General features: G+C 31.6%; 21 protein-coding genes. 17 read left to right on the top strand and 4 right to left on the bottom strand.

Features of this window, described 5'->3' with window-relative positions:
- The first annotated feature begins 30 nt into the window (after positions 1 to 30).
- A complete protein-coding gene (gene hisC / locus RAH41_RS00635) occupies positions 31 to 1,113 on the top strand; it encodes a histidinol-phosphate transaminase (protein WP_331219849.1) in 1,083 nt (360 codons plus the stop codon).
- 920 nt (positions 1,114 to 2,033) lie between these two features.
- On the top strand, positions 2,034 to 2,312 hold the full coding sequence (locus RAH41_RS00640; protein WP_331219850.1) for a hypothetical protein: 279 nt from the start codon (positions 2,034 to 2,036) through the stop codon (positions 2,310 to 2,312).
- 163 nt (positions 2,313 to 2,475) lie between these two features.
- On the opposite strand, the gene RAH41_RS00645 is transcribed toward RAH41_RS00640, so the two are convergent.
- On the bottom strand, positions 2,476 to 3,087 hold the full coding sequence (locus tag RAH41_RS00645; protein ID WP_331219851.1) for a flavin reductase family protein: 612 nt from the start codon (positions 3,085 to 3,087) through the stop codon (positions 2,476 to 2,478).
- Positions 3,088 to 3,187: 100 nt separating this feature from the next.
- On the opposite strand from RAH41_RS00645, the gene RAH41_RS00650 reads away from it, so the two are divergent.
- The 14 genes from RAH41_RS00650 to RAH41_RS00715 all read left to right on the top strand — a co-directional run bounded on the left by RAH41_RS00650 (position 3,188) and on the right by RAH41_RS00715 (position 13,806).
- Positions 3,188 to 3,874: a winged helix-turn-helix domain-containing protein gene (locus tag RAH41_RS00650; RefSeq protein WP_331219852.1), complete on the top strand. Its 687-nt coding sequence runs from the start codon at positions 3,188 to 3,190 to the stop codon at positions 3,872 to 3,874.
- 459 nt (positions 3,875 to 4,333) lie between these two features.
- On the top strand, positions 4,334 to 5,251 hold the full coding sequence (locus RAH41_RS00655; RefSeq protein WP_331219853.1) for an ATP phosphoribosyltransferase regulatory subunit: 918 nt from the start codon (positions 4,334 to 4,336) through the stop codon (positions 5,249 to 5,251).
- Complete coding sequence (gene hisG, locus RAH41_RS00660; protein ID WP_331219854.1) at positions 5,248 to 5,895, top strand: ATP phosphoribosyltransferase; 648 nt, start codon at positions 5,248 to 5,250, stop codon at positions 5,893 to 5,895. Before RAH41_RS00655 ends, hisG begins: the two co-directional genes overlap by 4 nt.
- Positions 5,876 to 7,162 carry a histidinol dehydrogenase gene (gene hisD, locus RAH41_RS00665; protein WP_419471550.1) on the top strand — a complete coding sequence of 429 codons (1,287 nt, stop codon included), beginning with the start codon at positions 5,876 to 5,878 and terminating at the stop codon, positions 7,160 to 7,162. The genes hisG and hisD overlap by 20 nt, the downstream gene beginning before the upstream one ends.
- On the top strand, positions 7,159 to 7,737 hold the full coding sequence (hisB, locus tag RAH41_RS00670; RefSeq protein ID WP_331219857.1) for an imidazoleglycerol-phosphate dehydratase HisB: 579 nt from the start codon (positions 7,159 to 7,161) through the stop codon (positions 7,735 to 7,737). Before hisD ends, hisB begins: the two co-directional genes overlap by 4 nt.
- On the top strand, positions 7,738 to 8,361 hold the full coding sequence (hisH, locus tag RAH41_RS00675) for an imidazole glycerol phosphate synthase subunit HisH (protein WP_331219859.1): 624 nt from the start codon (positions 7,738 to 7,740) through the stop codon (positions 8,359 to 8,361).
- On the top strand, positions 8,339 to 9,070 hold the full coding sequence (gene hisA / locus RAH41_RS00680; RefSeq protein WP_331219860.1) for a 1-(5-phosphoribosyl)-5-[(5-phosphoribosylamino)methylideneamino]imidazole-4-carboxamide isomerase: 732 nt from the start codon (positions 8,339 to 8,341) through the stop codon (positions 9,068 to 9,070). Before hisH ends, hisA begins: the two co-directional genes overlap by 23 nt.
- Entirely contained in the window at positions 9,040 to 9,798 is a 759-nt protein-coding gene (hisF, locus tag RAH41_RS00685; RefSeq protein WP_331219861.1) for an imidazole glycerol phosphate synthase subunit HisF, read from the top strand. The genes hisA and hisF overlap by 31 nt, the downstream gene beginning before the upstream one ends.
- Positions 9,799 to 9,809: 11 nt before the next feature.
- A complete protein-coding gene (gene hisIE / locus RAH41_RS00690) occupies positions 9,810 to 10,457 on the top strand; it encodes a bifunctional phosphoribosyl-AMP cyclohydrolase/phosphoribosyl-ATP diphosphatase HisIE (protein WP_331219863.1) in 648 nt (215 codons plus the stop codon).
- Positions 10,454 to 11,284, top strand: a complete 831-nt coding sequence (hisJ, locus tag RAH41_RS00695) for a histidinol-phosphatase HisJ (protein ID WP_331219865.1) — start codon at positions 10,454 to 10,456, stop codon at positions 11,282 to 11,284. Before hisIE ends, hisJ begins: the two co-directional genes overlap by 4 nt.
- Positions 11,285 to 11,591: 307 nt before the next feature.
- The gene (locus RAH41_RS00700; protein ID WP_331219866.1) at positions 11,592 to 11,786 is read left to right on the top strand and encodes a hypothetical protein; all 195 of its coding nucleotides are present in this window, start codon (positions 11,592 to 11,594) and stop codon (positions 11,784 to 11,786) included.
- A 249-nt stretch (positions 11,787 to 12,035) separates the two neighbouring features.
- Complete coding sequence (locus tag RAH41_RS00705; RefSeq protein ID WP_331219868.1) at positions 12,036 to 12,506, top strand: DinB family protein; 471 nt, start codon at positions 12,036 to 12,038, stop codon at positions 12,504 to 12,506.
- 352 nt (positions 12,507 to 12,858) lie between these two features.
- The gene (locus RAH41_RS00710) at positions 12,859 to 12,975 is read left to right on the top strand and encodes a hypothetical protein (RefSeq protein ID WP_331219869.1); all 117 of its coding nucleotides are present in this window, start codon (positions 12,859 to 12,861) and stop codon (positions 12,973 to 12,975) included.
- A gap of 255 nt (positions 12,976 to 13,230) precedes the next feature.
- The gene (locus RAH41_RS00715; RefSeq protein WP_331219871.1) at positions 13,231 to 13,806 is read left to right on the top strand and encodes a GNAT family N-acetyltransferase; all 576 of its coding nucleotides are present in this window, start codon (positions 13,231 to 13,233) and stop codon (positions 13,804 to 13,806) included.
- Positions 13,807 to 13,908: 102 nt separating this feature from the next.
- On the opposite strand, the gene RAH41_RS00720 is transcribed toward RAH41_RS00715, so the two are convergent.
- Positions 13,909 to 14,091 carry a hypothetical protein gene (locus RAH41_RS00720; protein WP_331219873.1) on the bottom strand — a complete coding sequence of 61 codons (183 nt, stop codon included), beginning with the start codon at positions 14,089 to 14,091 and terminating at the stop codon, positions 13,909 to 13,911.
- A gap of 89 nt (positions 14,092 to 14,180) precedes the next feature.
- Complete coding sequence (locus RAH41_RS00725) at positions 14,181 to 14,315, bottom strand: hypothetical protein (RefSeq protein ID WP_286131686.1); 135 nt, start codon at positions 14,313 to 14,315, stop codon at positions 14,181 to 14,183.
- 102 nt (positions 14,316 to 14,417) lie between these two features.
- On the opposite strand from RAH41_RS00725, the gene RAH41_RS00730 reads away from it, so the two are divergent.
- On the top strand, positions 14,418 to 14,561 hold the full coding sequence (locus RAH41_RS00730) for an imidazoleglycerol-phosphate dehydratase (protein ID WP_331219875.1): 144 nt from the start codon (positions 14,418 to 14,420) through the stop codon (positions 14,559 to 14,561).
- A 60-nt stretch (positions 14,562 to 14,621) separates the two neighbouring features.
- Here RAH41_RS00730 and RAH41_RS00735 read toward each other — a convergent pair whose 3' ends face one another.
- Positions 14,622 to 15,086 (bottom strand): hypothetical protein, encoded by a 465-nt coding sequence (locus RAH41_RS00735; RefSeq protein ID WP_331219877.1) that lies wholly within the window; start codon positions 15,084 to 15,086, stop codon positions 14,622 to 14,624.
- Positions 15,087 to 15,275 lie beyond the last annotated feature (189 nt).

The raw sequence follows: 15,275 nt of genomic DNA on the forward strand, positions 1-15,275 counted from the left end.
ACAAAACTTTGAATAAAAGGAGAAATAAGCATGTACGTGAAACCACAAATTTTGACTCTTCAAGCATATACACCAGGTAAACCAAGTGAAGTAGTCATGCGTGAATATGGTCTAGACAAAGTAGTAAAACTTGCATCAAATGAAAATCCATTCGGATGTTCTCCTAAAGTTTTTGAAGAACTACGTAATGTAGTAAGTAAGTTTGCAATTTATCCAGATGGAGCAACAGAAGAAATTAGTAAGAAACTAGCAAATTTCTTAAATATACAGCCAGATCAATTAATATTCGGTAGTGGTGCTGACGAAGTTATTCAAATGATTAGTCGAGCGCTTCTAACGAAAGAACATAATGTTATACAAGCATCTCAAACTTTTTCACAATATGCACATCACGCAGTTATTGAAGGAGCTGAAGTTAGAGCTGTTCCTTTAGTTAAAGGTGTACATGATTTAGATGCTATGCTAGAACAAGTAGATGCGAATACTAAAATTGTTTGGATTTGTAATCCAAATAACCCAACAGGTACATATATTGGTAGCCGCAAATTAGTTGAGTTTTTAGAAAAAGTACCAAGTTCTACTTTTGTAGTTGTTGACGAAGCTTACGTTGAATATGTATCTGCATCAGACTTCCCTGATACAATCTCATTATTAAATAAATTTGAAAATCTAATTGTATTAAGAACATTTTCTAAAGCTTACGGCCTAGCATCATTTAGAATTGGTTATGGTATCGCAAATAGCAAATTAATTCAAGAATTAAATATTGCTAGACTTCCATTCAATACTTCAATGCTATCTCAAGTAGCCGCAATTGCAGCACTTGAAGACCAAGTCTTTATTAAAAACTGTGTTGAAGAAAATAAAAAAGGCATGGAACAATATGAAGAGTTTTTCGATAGTTATGGAATTGAATACTATCCATCACAAGCTAACTTCATTTTTGTACCACTTGAAAATAGCCAAGAAATCTTTAAAGATCTAGAATCAAAAGGGTACATTATCCGTGCATTCCCTAATGGAATTCGAATTACAATTGGAACTGCTGCTGAAAATGAAGGACTAATCTTACATTTAAAGCCAGCATTAACGAAAAATACTTCTGCAATCTAATTAATTAAAAATCGTCATTTTTTCAAGATGGGACCTAAAGCCCTCTACGATAGCTAAACAAAAAATCCGCTACAATAAATTGTGCGGATTTTTTGTTTTTTAAAAGGTGATGTCACATTAATAAATGATGGAATTTCTTTTTATTAAAAATAAATGGTTCCTCTACTAGGCCTGTTTTTTCCCAATGATTTAATGGTCATACTGTCAAAATCATTAATTGCCAGTAACCTTATTAAAGCTTTTCCTTAGATTTTCAATCCATAATATCCTCCCTTATATACCGTTAAATGTATAAACATATAATAAAGTGGTTGGACAGATTTATTTAAAAAAGTAAGAAAAAGAAATCTAGTATGCGATGGTTGGATAAAAGTGGAATTGGTCCAGTTGGTTTTGCATCCCGTTTTGTCCTTCATTTCTAATTATAATTTTTGCATCGATGTCCAAAATCAAACCCAAAAAATATATTATTGGCTTTACTATGTTTAAAACTTGTTACATTACCCCTCATTAGTTTCATTGGCCAGGGTTTAATTGCTTATTACGAACAGGATAGTTTTTAACACATACAAAATCAATCATTTAACTGGAATATTCATTAAAAATCCTTGTTGTTACCAAAATATGGTAAAATTAATTTATTCATAAAGGAACCGGGTTAAATATGAATTAACTAAATTTTAATTTTCGAATACAAACAAAAAGAAAAGAAAAATGGTAATCAATTTGTCTCTGTAAGCGATAAAGGGGAGAATGCATTACTGGAAGTTGAGAAGAAAAGGAATCAAGTAGAATTTATCACTTCTGGAAGAATGAAAAAACAACCAAGTTCACTATTTCATTAGAACTTTTTGAAAAAATATTTAATGATATTCAATAATGCTAACTAATATATAAATAGAATAGATAAGGTGATTAGGGTGGAATATACGTTTCTTGGATTAGTGTTAGTAATAGTTTTTGTACTTTTTACAACGGTTATTGATAAACTTAACAAACTAGAGAATCGAATGAAAAATAGAAAGGTTACTTTAGATCAGATTGCAAAAGTAGTAGAAGTCCCAGAACATCCAATTAATAATGATTTATGTAAACTTTTACAAGAAGGAAAAGAAATTCAAGCAATTAGAGAGGTTAGAAGTGTTTTAGGCCTTTCATTATTAGAAGCTAAACAATATGTTGATGCTTTAAAAATGTGAGTTCTTTTCCTAGGCATGTACAACTAATAATCTTTTGTAAATTAAATCAATACGGAAGTTGAAAAAAGGAGTTAAATTTTATAAAAACAATGAAGTCAGATTCCTTACAAACTGGAATCTGACTTTTATATTTTAAGCATTATTGAAACTGGCTAAATAGAAACTAAACTTCCGAACGAAAAGTTTTGCCTAAATTATTTCCGAGACCGAAATAATGACGGAAATTGTATATTAGTGGACTCCATTTATTTGGATCAATATGATTTTCATCAATGATGATTTCATTATGAGCATGTACATGTATAACATGTGTCTCAACAATTGCAAAATCTGGTGAATGTTCAGGTATTCGGATGTTTTTTACGATTGCCTCAATTTGAATTGGGCATTCTGTAATTCGTGTAGGTTTTACGGTTTGTGATTCTGTAGCGGTTAATTTACTGATATTGTATTTTTCTTTTTCATATGTAAAACCTATATTTTTCTTAGAATTAGGAACGGGATTTTTTCCCGTGTAAGGAGCTAACAATTCAACATTTTCCCATAATAATGGGCTAGGTACATTGATTACACATTCAGGATGACGCTGTAAATTTTCAATAGCTTTCCCGCCAAGTCCAATGCCTAATATTATGCTATCTCCTAAAGCCCATGATGATGACATAGGGCTAATATTAACTGTCCCATCTTCGTTCAACGTATTTAGTAAAATGACAGGTGTTCCATAGTATAGAATTTTAGGTTTAATCAACTTTGTATTTGTAAAATGACTCATTTTATTCCTCCTAATTATTTTTAATTTCTAAATTTATTGTAGAATATAAATAGTTCAATTATCATCGAAATATGGATTACATAATGGGAGGAGAAAGAAAATGAATGCAAATTCTAATGTAGCGATGGTTGCTACTCTTGTAAGTGAAACTTCACGTGCAGCAATATTAACTGTCCTTTTAGATGGTAGATTTCATCCTGCTAGCGAACTAGCATTTATGGCTGGAATAAAGCCACAAACGGCTAGTTTCCATTTAGCAAAAATGGTCGATGCGAAATTAATTAGTGTAGAAAAACAAGGGAGACATCGTTACTACGGTATTCAAAATCAGGAAGTTGCTCAAATATTGGAGAATTTATTATCAATAGCTCCTCCAATCGAAATTAGGTCATTAAAACAAGCTTCAGAAAATACAGCAATACGACATGCTAGAACATGTTATGATCATCCTGCAGGTAAGTTTGGGGTACTATTAACTGATTCTTTAATGAACTTAGGCGTTATAAACGAAGAAAAGCAAGGATTTATCGTTACGGAAAAAGGTGAGAGATTCTTTACTGATTTTCAAATTGATCTTGAAAAAATTAAGAAGAAGCGTCGATCATTTTCACATAAATGTTTAGATTGGAGTGAAAGACGTTACCACCTTGGAGGGGCATTGGGAAATGCTCTATTAGAAAGATTTTTTGAATTAAATTGGATTCAACGTATGCCAAAAACAAGAGCAATAAAAATAACTTATGAGGGAAAAAAAGGATTTAAAGAAATATTTTCTTTTGATATCTAGATTTACTACTTAAGAAATAATCTTGAAATGGTTTTACTGAATCGAAATATAAAAGACTGTTCAATTTAAAATGTTTTTTATAGTAAATATCAACACTGTACTTTAATAGAGTCTTAAAATGAAAAGCACTTTTCAGTTTAAAAGATTCAAAAAATTAAAAAATCCTAATGAAAACCCTTCCAGAATTTTTATTTTTCAAAAGGGATTGACAACTTATAACAAATTCATTAAGATGAATAAAAATAAAACGAAAAAAAGGAGACATGAACATGATTTTCGCACGCACGAATAATGGGCTACAACATCATCATCCACCCAGGGTTTGAATCTATGGACAAAAATTGACCGTAGATGCAAGCCCTATTCGTGTATCGAAAAGGTGCTTGTGTCGTGCCAGAAGGCCATACAGGCATTTAACCTGTATGGTCTTTTTGTTTTTCTAGAAGGGGGAATGTTCAATTGGATGGGAAATTAAAGCAGTCATTAGTCAATTATCGATATAAAAGAAAAATGGAAGATTATGCACTAGAGCGAGGTTATATCCCATTTCATCCTCAGCTTTTTGAAGAGTATGATTCATTTTCTAGTCGAAACCCGAGGTTAGCAAGAGAAGATTTAGTTGTTGTATTAACACGGTTACAGCAAATTTTATTGCTAAGGCCTGATTTAACAAGTGCATTGATGAAAGAAATTTATCCGATCGCGCTTAAGGAAGAGAAATGTAAAGTATTCTATCAATCAACAATCTATCGAAATAATGGGGTAGAACTTGATGAGATTAATCAATTTGGTATTGAAAATTTAGGGGAAATTACTGAAGCGTCTGAAATAGAAGTAGTTATTATGGCAATTGATTTGCTAAACAATGTTCCATTTATTTTAGAAATCGGGCATACGGGATTTATAGAAGGATTATTTAAGGAATGTAACTTAACAGGGTCACAAAAAACAAATTTGAAAAAACTAATTTATTTAAAAAATATAGATGAATTAGAACGATGTATTCAGTCAATTAATTTACCATTTCAAGCTAGAAATGTTTTTGAACAGTTATTTAGTTTACAAGGTAAAGGAGAAAAGCTTCATTCATTACTAAGAAGCTTAGTATTAAATAATGAAATGGCAAATGCTGTTGAAAAAGTAATCAAATTTCAAGAAATTAGTCCAAATATACTTATCGATTTATCGATCGTAAATGAATTTGATTATTATGACGGAATCGTTTTTAAAGGGTACTATGATCAGCTAAATAAAGAGGTTTTAAGTGGAGGGCGCTATCTTCTGGTGTCTGAAGATTCGGAAAACAGTATTGATGCAATCGGATTTTCGATTGATACAAATGCTTGGATAACATGTCAAATGAGGGATGTAAAGTGAGTTGGCTAACAGTTGCAGTTGCAAAAGGAAGACTTGAAGATGAGGTTATTAAAATATTAAGTCAGGCTGGTTACCGAAAAGTAATTGATTCTAAAACTAGAAAACTAATTTTTGAAGATGAGTTAAATAAAATTAAATATTTAGTAGTGAAACCTGTGGATGTCGCTACTTATGTTGAACGAGGAGTTTGCGATCTTGGTTTTGTAGGAAAAGACATTTTGCTAGAGCAAGAAAAAGATGTATATGAGCTGATGGATTTAGAACTAGGAAAATGCATTTTTGCAGCAGCAGGTTTTCCAGGAACGGTAATTGATCGAGGTGATGAAACGTTAAGAGTTGCGACAAAATACCCAAATATTACTTCTAAGTATTTTCAATTTAGGCAAAATATCGAACTAATTTATTTAAACGGTTCTGTTGAATTGGCACCAATTGTAGGAATGTCAGATATTATTGTTGACTTAGTTGAAACGGGAAGTACTTTAAAGGCAAATGGTTTAGTCATATTAGAAGAAATGATTCCGATCAGTGCTAGAATCATTTCAAATCGTGTTAGTTATCGATTTAACTATAACCGTATTACTGAATTTATCGAAAATATTAAGAAGGGTAGGAACATATATGCTGGAAATATTATCGATTAATAATAAAAGCGAAAAACTTGAAAGTATTATAAACCGAACGAATTTACCTACTGTTGAGATCACAAAAAGCGTAGAAAAGATTTTATTAAATGTGAAAGAAAATGGTGATGAAGCTATTCGTCAGTATTCTTTAATTTATGATGAGGTGAAACTAAAAAGCTTTGAAGTAAGTGAAGATGAGTTTAATGTAGCATTAGAACACACTGATGAAAACTTAATAAATGCATTGATTGAAGCTAAGAAAAATATAGAGACATATCATGAAAAGCAATTACAAGATGGTTATAAAATTAATGAAAAAAATTCATATGTTCAACAATTAATTAATCCGATTGAAAGAGTTGGTGTGTATATCCCAGGTGGAAAAGCAGCATACCCATCAACTGTTTTAATGAATGTAATTCCTGCAAAAATAGCAGGAGTGAACGAAATTGTCATTGTCACACCACCAAACAAAGAAGGTAAAATTAAGCCTTCGATTCTAGTAGCTGCGAAATTAGCTGGCGTTACAAAAGTATTAAAAGTTGGTGGAGCGCAAGCAATCGGGGCACTGGCTTATGGAACCGAAACAATTGAAAAAGTAGATAAAATAGTAGGTCCTGGCAATATTTATGTAGCGCTTGCTAAGAAAAGTGTTTCAGGAATCGTTGGAATTGATATGGTTGCAGGTCCAACTGAGGTGGTCATTTTAGCAGATGAAACAGCTAATCCAAGATTTATTGCTGCTGATTTAATGGCCCAAGCAGAACATGATGAAATGGCATCTAGTATTGTCATTACGAATTCAGAAGAGTTTGCACTAAAAATACAGCAAGAAATACCAAACTTATTAGAGGAACAACCAAGAAAAGAAATAATTAAAAGCTCATTCGAAAATTATGGAGCAATTATCGTTGTTAAAACTATCAATGAAGGAATTGAGCTTGTTAATAAGCTAGCACCTGAACATCTTGAAGTAATGATAAAAAATCCAGAGTCGATCGTTCATGAAATTAAAAATGCTGGTGCTATCTTTTTAGGAGACTATACTCCAGAGCCTGTTGGCGATTACTTTGCCGGAACGAATCATACATTACCGACTAGTGGAACTGCAAGATTTACATCACCACTAAATGTAAATGATTTCAGGAAGAAAACATCGGTTGTTTATTACAATAAACTTGCCTTAAGTGAAGCAAGAAAACATATTGAAGTGATTGCAGAAGAAGAAGGACTATTCGGTCATGGTAAAGCAATTAGTATTCGATTTGAGGAGGATTCAGAGTGAGAACTGCTGTGATAACAAGACAAACAAATGAAACAAATATTCGTCTGAAATTAAATTTAGATGGTGATGGAGAAAGTACGATTCAAACTGGTATTGGTTTTTTAGACCATATGTTAACGTTATTTTCATTCCATAGCGGCATAAACTTAGAAGTATTTTGTGAAGGTGATCTTGAAGTTGATGATCATCATACAACAGAAGATGTTGGTATCGCATTAGGGAAAGCATTATTAATTGCATTAGACGAAAAGATTGGTATTAATCGTTACGGATCTTGCTATATTCCAATGGATGAAACGTTAGCTAGAGTTGTCGTTGATTTTAGTGGTAGACCGTATCTTGTTTATAATGATCGAACGGTAAGAGAACGAATTGGAATGATAGATACACAAAATTTTAAAGAATTTTTTAAAGCATTAAGCTCTGAAGCTAGAATGAATTGTCATATGGAAGTTTTATATGGAGAAAATGATCACCACAAAATTGAAGCTTTATTTAAAGCATTTGGCAGAGCGGTTAAACAAGCAGTTGAGGTTACTTCGAATAAGTTACCTTCCACGAAAGGAATGTTATAAGTGAATATAATTATTGATTATGGAGTAGGTAATTTAGATTCATTAAAAAGAGCATGTGAAGAAATTGATTTTCCGGTAGTCATTACGAATGATATTGAAGTGATCGAGCAAGCTTCTTCTATTATTCTACCAGGTGTTGGAGCATATGAAGCAGCGATGAAGGAATTAAACCGACTTAATTTAGTAGATTGTATTAAGTCTAAGGCAAAAAGCGGTACACCGATTTTAGGAATTTGCCTAGGAATGCAATTACTATATGAATTTAGTGAAGAAAACGTCGGGTCAGATGGGCTTGGCTTAATTAAAGGTCAAGTAAAGCGCATTCCCGACATTGTAAAAGTTCCACATATGGGCTGGAACAAGCTAATTTTTAATAAAAATGAATCATTATTAAAATATATAAATGAAGGTGAGTATGTTTATTTTGTACACTCATTTTATATTAGATCAACAAATGAAGAGCTTTTAGCTTATTCCGAATATGGAGTTAAAATTCCAGCAATTATTAAATCAGATAATATTTACGGTATGCAATTTCACCCTGAAAAAAGTGCAGAAACTGGACTAAATTTATTAAAAGCATTTAAGGAGATGTGTTTATATGATTCTATATCCAGCAATTGATTTAAAAGATGGTAATTGCGTTCGCCTTGAGCAAGGAGATTTTAATAAAAAAGTAATTTATAAGCGTTCACCACTTGAAGTTGCGTTAGGATTTGAAAAAGCAGGAGCAAATGTATTGCATATTGTTGACTTAGATGGAGCAAGAACAGGGGAACGGAAAAATGCATCAATTATAAAAGAGATTGTTCAAAATACAAATTTAAAAATTCAGTTAGGTGGAGGAATAAGGTCGCTTGATTCGATTTCGTTTTGGTTAGAATTAGGTGTTGAAAAAGTAATTTTAGGTACATCCGCAATGAATAATAGACAACTTTTAGAACAAGCTGTTTTAAAATATGGTGATCGAATCATTGTAGGAGTAGATGCAAAAAACAGTTATGTTGCTATAAATGGGTGGGAAGAGTCAACAAATCAAGATAGTTTTGAATTTTGTAAACAGCTAGAGCTACTCGGTGTGAAAACAGTCGTATACACCGATATTTCAAAGGATGGCATGTTAAGTGGACCTAATATTGAAGCATATAAAAGGTTAGTTGAAGAAACAAATTTAAACATTATCGCTTCAGGTGGGGTCAGCTCGATCGACGACCTGCTTTCACTTCAACAATTAAATATTTATGGCGCGATTTCCGGTAAAGCATTATATGAAGGAAAATTTACAGTTGAGGAGGCACTTAAATGCTTGCAAGAAGAATTATACCGTGCTTAGACGTTCGTAATGGACGAGTCGTAAAAGGAAAACAGTTTTCAAGTATTCAAGATGTTGACTCACCTACAAAACTAGGCAAATATTATAGTGATAATGGTGCTGACGAGTTAGTTTTTTATGATATTACGGCCTCAAATGAAGAAAGAGATATTTCATTGAAATTTGTATCAGAAGTAGCAAAAGAATTGCGGATTCCTTTTAGTGTTGGTGGTGGAGTGCGTTCGATTGATGATTTTACGAAACTATTAAGAAATGGAGCCGATAAAGTATCAATTAATTCTGCCGCAATTTTAAATCCGAATTTAATTAAAGAGGCATCTGATCGTTTTGGATCGCAATGTGTCGTGCTTTCAATTGATGCAAAGTTAAACAAAGATGGTAACTATAAAGTATTTATAAATGGTGGTCGGAAAGAGACGGAATGGGAAGCGATTGATTGGGCAAAGAAAGGTGTGGAGCTTGGAGCGGGTGAAATTGTCTTAAATAGTATTGATGAAGATGGTATGAAAAGAGGATTTGATATTCGATTGCTGCAAAAAATTACAAATGCAGTTAATGTTCCGGTTATCGCATCTGGTGGCGCTGGAAAAGTAGAACACTTTTATGATGCGATTGAATATGCAAATGTCGATGGAGTTTTAGCTGCTTCAGTATTCCATTTTGGAGAAATCAAAATTAGTGAATTAAAAGACTATTTAAACGAAAAAAATATTCCAGTTCGACTATAGGAGGAGAAAACATGTATTTTGATATCGAAAAAATTCGCTTTAATGAACAAGGGTTAGTTCCAGCAATTGTGCAAGATATTAATACAAAAGAAGTATTAATGCTGGCATATATGAATAATGAATCAATCAAACTCACAATCGATACTGGATATGCAACATTTTATAGTAGAAGTCGCAAATCAATTTGGAAAAAAGGTGAAACATCGGGAAATCTTCAATACGTCAAATCGATTTCTTATGATTGTGACCAAGATGCAATTTTACTACAGGTTGAACAAGTAGGAGTAGCTTGTCACACAGGAAGCTATAGTTGTTTTTCCGAAAAATTAACATTAATGCAAGAAAAAAATATTGTTCAAAATGAATCATTAAGTTATCTACAAAATCTCTATGAAACGATACAAGATCGAAAAAAGAACCCGATTGAAGGATCTTATACTACCTATTTATTTAATCAAGGCATTGATAAGATATTGAAAAAAGTAGGCGAAGAGACGAGCGAAGTAATTATTGGAGCTAAAAATGAAGGAACGGAAGAATTAATTTATGAGATTAGTGATCTAGTCTATCACACAATTGTTTTAATGGTGGAAAAAGGAATAAAACTTGAAGAGATAAACAATTGCTTAATAAATAGGAAGGAGAAAGTAAAATCTTGAAAATTGATGGGCACACACATACACAATATTGTCCGCACGGAAGTGGTGATGACGTACAACTAATGATCGAAAAAGCGATTGAACTTGGGTTCGATGAATACCATATCACTGAACATACACCAGTGCCAACATCCTTTCAAAACTTCTTAAAGCCTAATGAAGCAGTTGCTTCGCTTGCAATGTCTGAAAAAGAAGTAGACGAATATCTTAACGAAATGTATAGGATAAGAGACAAGTATAAGGACCAAATTCGTATAAAAATTGGTTTTGAATACGATTATTTACCAAATGAATCCGTATGGTTTAAAGATTTCCTAAAAGAATATGGCAAATATTGTGACACAGGACTTTTATCAGTTCATTACTTGGAAGGAAAAAATGGTTGGCATTGTTTAGATTATAAAGCTGAAGATACTCTTTCTGGTTTAGTAAATTACTATGGCAGTGCAGAAGCGTTTCAACTTACTTATTACGATCAAGTAAAACAGTCAATCATTGATGATTTAGGTCCATATAAACCAAAAAGAATCGGACATATGAGCTTATGTAATAAATTTAAACAATTTTTGAAGTGTGATGATACAAAAAAGATATTAAATAAACAAGTTGAACTATTAAAGTTAGTCAAAGAAAAAAATTATATTTTAGACTATAATACTGCAGGACTATTTAAAGAGTATTGTGGTGAAACGTATCCACCACATCATGTCGTTGAAATTGCGAAATCCTTAAATATAGAATTAATGTATGGTTCTGACTCCCATAGTGTAAAAGATGTTGGAAGAGGATATGAGGTTTATTTTTCAAATAGTAAAAAATCTTGCTGAAGATTGATATTAAAAAAGAGAAACTGAACTGTTAGGACATTTATGATTAAGTAATTTTCATATTTTAACTATTTTACTAACTCATGAGCCTTCTATGAGTGAAGCTCTCATGAGTAAAGGAGACATGAACCTAATATGTTTTATTTCAACACACACTGACGATAAATTGATAATTTATCGTTTTTTTTTGTGATAATTTTCATAAAATGGGGAAATTCCCCCATATTACAACTATCAAACGTTATTGTATAATTAAGAAAAATTAGAAATTTTTTCTAAATATAGTTTAGATAAAGGGAGAATTTGAATGTCAAATATTATTTGGGTCGTATTAGGGGCTTTATTAATGAGTACGATTGATTATTTGATGTTTCACTTTGGTCTTGTTAATACCGAGAATCAAAGATGGAACTGGTTTGAAAAACGAACAAAGTTTCAAAAAATTAGTGTACTTTCTAGTGTGTTTTTAGTTTTATTTGTACTTCACTTTGTAACTTCATAGTTAATGCTATTAAGAGAGTCATGGTTGTGACTCCTTTTTGTTTTTATAGAAGTATTTTTAGCTGAAAAAATAAAAGGTAAAAATAGCCATTTGTTGAATAAATAACAGTGGTGACCTCAAGTACGAATAATTCGTTATCATTTAGTTCAAAATTAGTCCTACTTTTTTTTATGACAGTTTATTAATTATGAGGAGACTTTATAGAAGTAATTTCTAAAATTATTAGAGTTTAAAAAGGAGGAAATTTTTTTGAATCGAAAAGAAATGTTTTTATACGTATTAGACAAAACATATGATAAGGAAAGTTGGTTTGCTCCACTAAAAAATTCAATTGAAGGAATTACAGCGAAACAAGCTAGTTGGAGACCGTCAGGGGAAGCGACTAAATCAATTTGGGAAAACGTTAATCATCTTCTTTATTACAAAGAGAGGATTGTAGCAAATCTAGAAGGTAGAGAATGGAAACAAAATCTAGACGGTGACCAAACCTTTTTTCTTACTGAACAATCAAATGAAGAAAACGAATGGAAAAAAGTTGTTGAACGTTTGGAGAATACTAGTTTAAGTTTAAGACAGTTATTAAGTAATATGACAGATGAGGAATTGATGAGAAATTCTTTTGAAGTAAAACTAATGGATTTATTACTACATGACGCTTACCATACAGGACAAATTATTCAAATAAGAAAAATGCAAGGATCATGGCCATCACATCGTTGATATAACATATTTAGGCAGCATAAAGCTGTCTTTTTTTTAAAAAATTGAAGAAAACTTGAAATTAAAGTTATTAACTTTACAAGATGCAGATGAGTTATACAAATTAACAATCAATTCTATGGATCATTTAAAAGAATGCTTACCAATAATAGCATTAATTTAAATGCTTGAGGATCCTGAGAATTTTATTAAATTACTAATGAAACAATTTGAAAAAAACAATGGATTCCAAGCTGGTATTTGGTCAAATTCAAGACTTGTTGGGGTTATCAGCTTCCATATAATTGATTAGTTAAATAAGTCGACAAGTATCGGTTATTGGCTTGGAAACGGATTTGAAGGTTCAGGCATAATGACAAAAGCATGTCATGCATTTGTTGACTATGCATTAACAGATTTAATGCTAAATCGAGTCGAAATTCGTGCGCTGTTGAAAATACAAAAAGTCGTGCTATTCCTTAGTGGTTAGGATTCTTTCAAGAAACTCGAATCAGGAAAGCAGAGTGGTTGTATGATCATTATGTAGATCATATCGATTATGGGATGTTAGCGGAAGAGTGGGTTGCATTAAGGAAATAATCTAATTTCATATCAATGAACTTTTTTTCTTGCATGAAAAGTATTAATACTTCAAATACTTCATTTGAAAGGACTTACTAATGATTTTTTCAATAGATATATACTAATCATTTAAATGAAGAGAAGTAAGAAAAGGAGAATATCAATGCATTGGTATGAAAAACTAAATCAGTATTTTCCAGTTGAAGAAATGAAATCAAGGGAACATATGGAAACTTTATTGAAAGAGCGGTCAGATATTTACCATAAAGATGAAGGCCAACATCATGTTTTAATGTATGCCGAACTAGATGATTTTGTATTTATCGATTACTTGTTCGTGTCAAAAGATGCCCGCGGACAAGGTCTTGGGTATAAATTGCTTGATAAGCTAAAGAAGAAGGGCAAACCAATTATTTTAGAGGTTGAACCAGTTAATTATGAAGATACAGATACAGAAAAAAGACTTCGATTTTATAAAAGAGAAGGTTTTGAGCATGCTCAGTCGATCGGATATAACAGACGCTCATTAGCAACTCAAGAAATAAACCCTATGGAGATTTTGTACTGGTCTCCAAATAACGAGGATGAAGAAATGATTTTTAAAGCAATGAAAAAAACATATAATATGATTCATACATATAGGGATAAACATTTTTACGGTGAATCATATCAGCCTGTAGAGGAAGTATTAACATTTGGTGAAAATAATAGCAATCAAAATCTTTTAGAAGACATTTAAAATTGTCAAATCAAAAAACGACTGATAACTGAACTGCACCCCAATTGTTAGACACAACTAACAATTGGAGGTGTAGTTCATAACCTCAGTCGTTTATTCTAATTAAACACCCATACGTTTACGTTGATTGTTTGGTTTTTTAGAAATTTGATTTTTTTTCGTCATATCTTTAACAGCATTTACTCCAGTGTTTTGATTAGAATTTTGCTGTTTTTTGCTAGCTAGCTTTTGTTTCATTAATTCCTGAAGACTAACCTTTTTTGGTTCATTGTTATTATCGCTCATAAATTTATTTTCCTCCAATTTAATCATACTTTTATAATGACTTGTTGAAGGAAAATTAGCAAGTACATTTAAAAGAATTAAAAGTTTTATTAGCTGTCTTTTTCTGTATTTTTCTTATGAAATTCTTCCATTTTTTTACTCTTCGAATAAGCAGATTCCTCTGAATGTCCAAATTGATCTACAGAACTTTTCTGAGGTCCTTTGTTTGTATGTCCTTTTGCCATGTTTAACCCTCCTTTTTTATTATTATGTGCTTAAATTCCTTGAATAATCTTTAATTTAAAATGGGAATCTATTTATGATAAATGGTATTAGGAGGAAGCAAAATGACAAGTAAAAATGGCAGCAAAGGAAGTAAAAATCAAAACGCACCAGAACTACATGGACAAGCACCAACTAGTGGTGACAACACAAAAGGCAATGACTATCGCTCTAAAAAAGGTAGTAAATCAAAAACTGAATTACACTAAAATCACCAATTTAAAAAGAGCTTGGAATTCCCCAAGCTCTAAATTTTTTTCTCGCTATTTTCAGTCTTGAACATTAAATCCTTCTTCATCTAAGTATTCACAAGCTTCACCATAGCTATTGAATGTACCATCAAGATTTTCTCCTGCGTAAACATTCCACATGTCCATTTCTGAAACAAGTTTAAGGATTTGTCCGTTCGCATTAACCCAGATTTCTTCTACTTCTTCATCTTCTTCAAAAATTGGTTCAAAAGAGAGACTTTCAATTGATTTAGTCAGTACTGTACGAAGTTCCTCTTCAGAAAATTCTCTAATATTTACCATACCTTTTTCATTTGTTTTGTACCCTTTAATACCTTCAGCATATACAAAGCCGTTTCCATTAGGATGTAAATGATACACCACATTCTTTTTCTCTTTTAAACTTTCTTCATATTGAAAATTTGTACGACCAAGTGAGACTGGCTTTTTAGTTAATTCTGGAAATGATTCAATGATTGCAAGTTTTTCTTCGTAAGTTAGCATAATGCCTCCAAAATAAATATTCTTTTACCTATGTTTTGTATGTAACGTAACAAATATAACAAAAATCTTTAGAAAATGACATAGAATTGTCACAATTACAGCTACACTAATTTGGTAGAATAATAATGCTGTATAAATTTAACATAATCCTTTTGACAATTTTTTGGACTTAATTTGATTTTATTATAC

The sequence above is a fragment of the Gottfriedia acidiceleris genome (assembly GCF_036421055.1).
Taxonomy (GTDB): domain Bacteria; phylum Bacillota; class Bacilli; order Bacillales; family Bacillaceae_G; genus Gottfriedia; species Gottfriedia acidiceleris_C.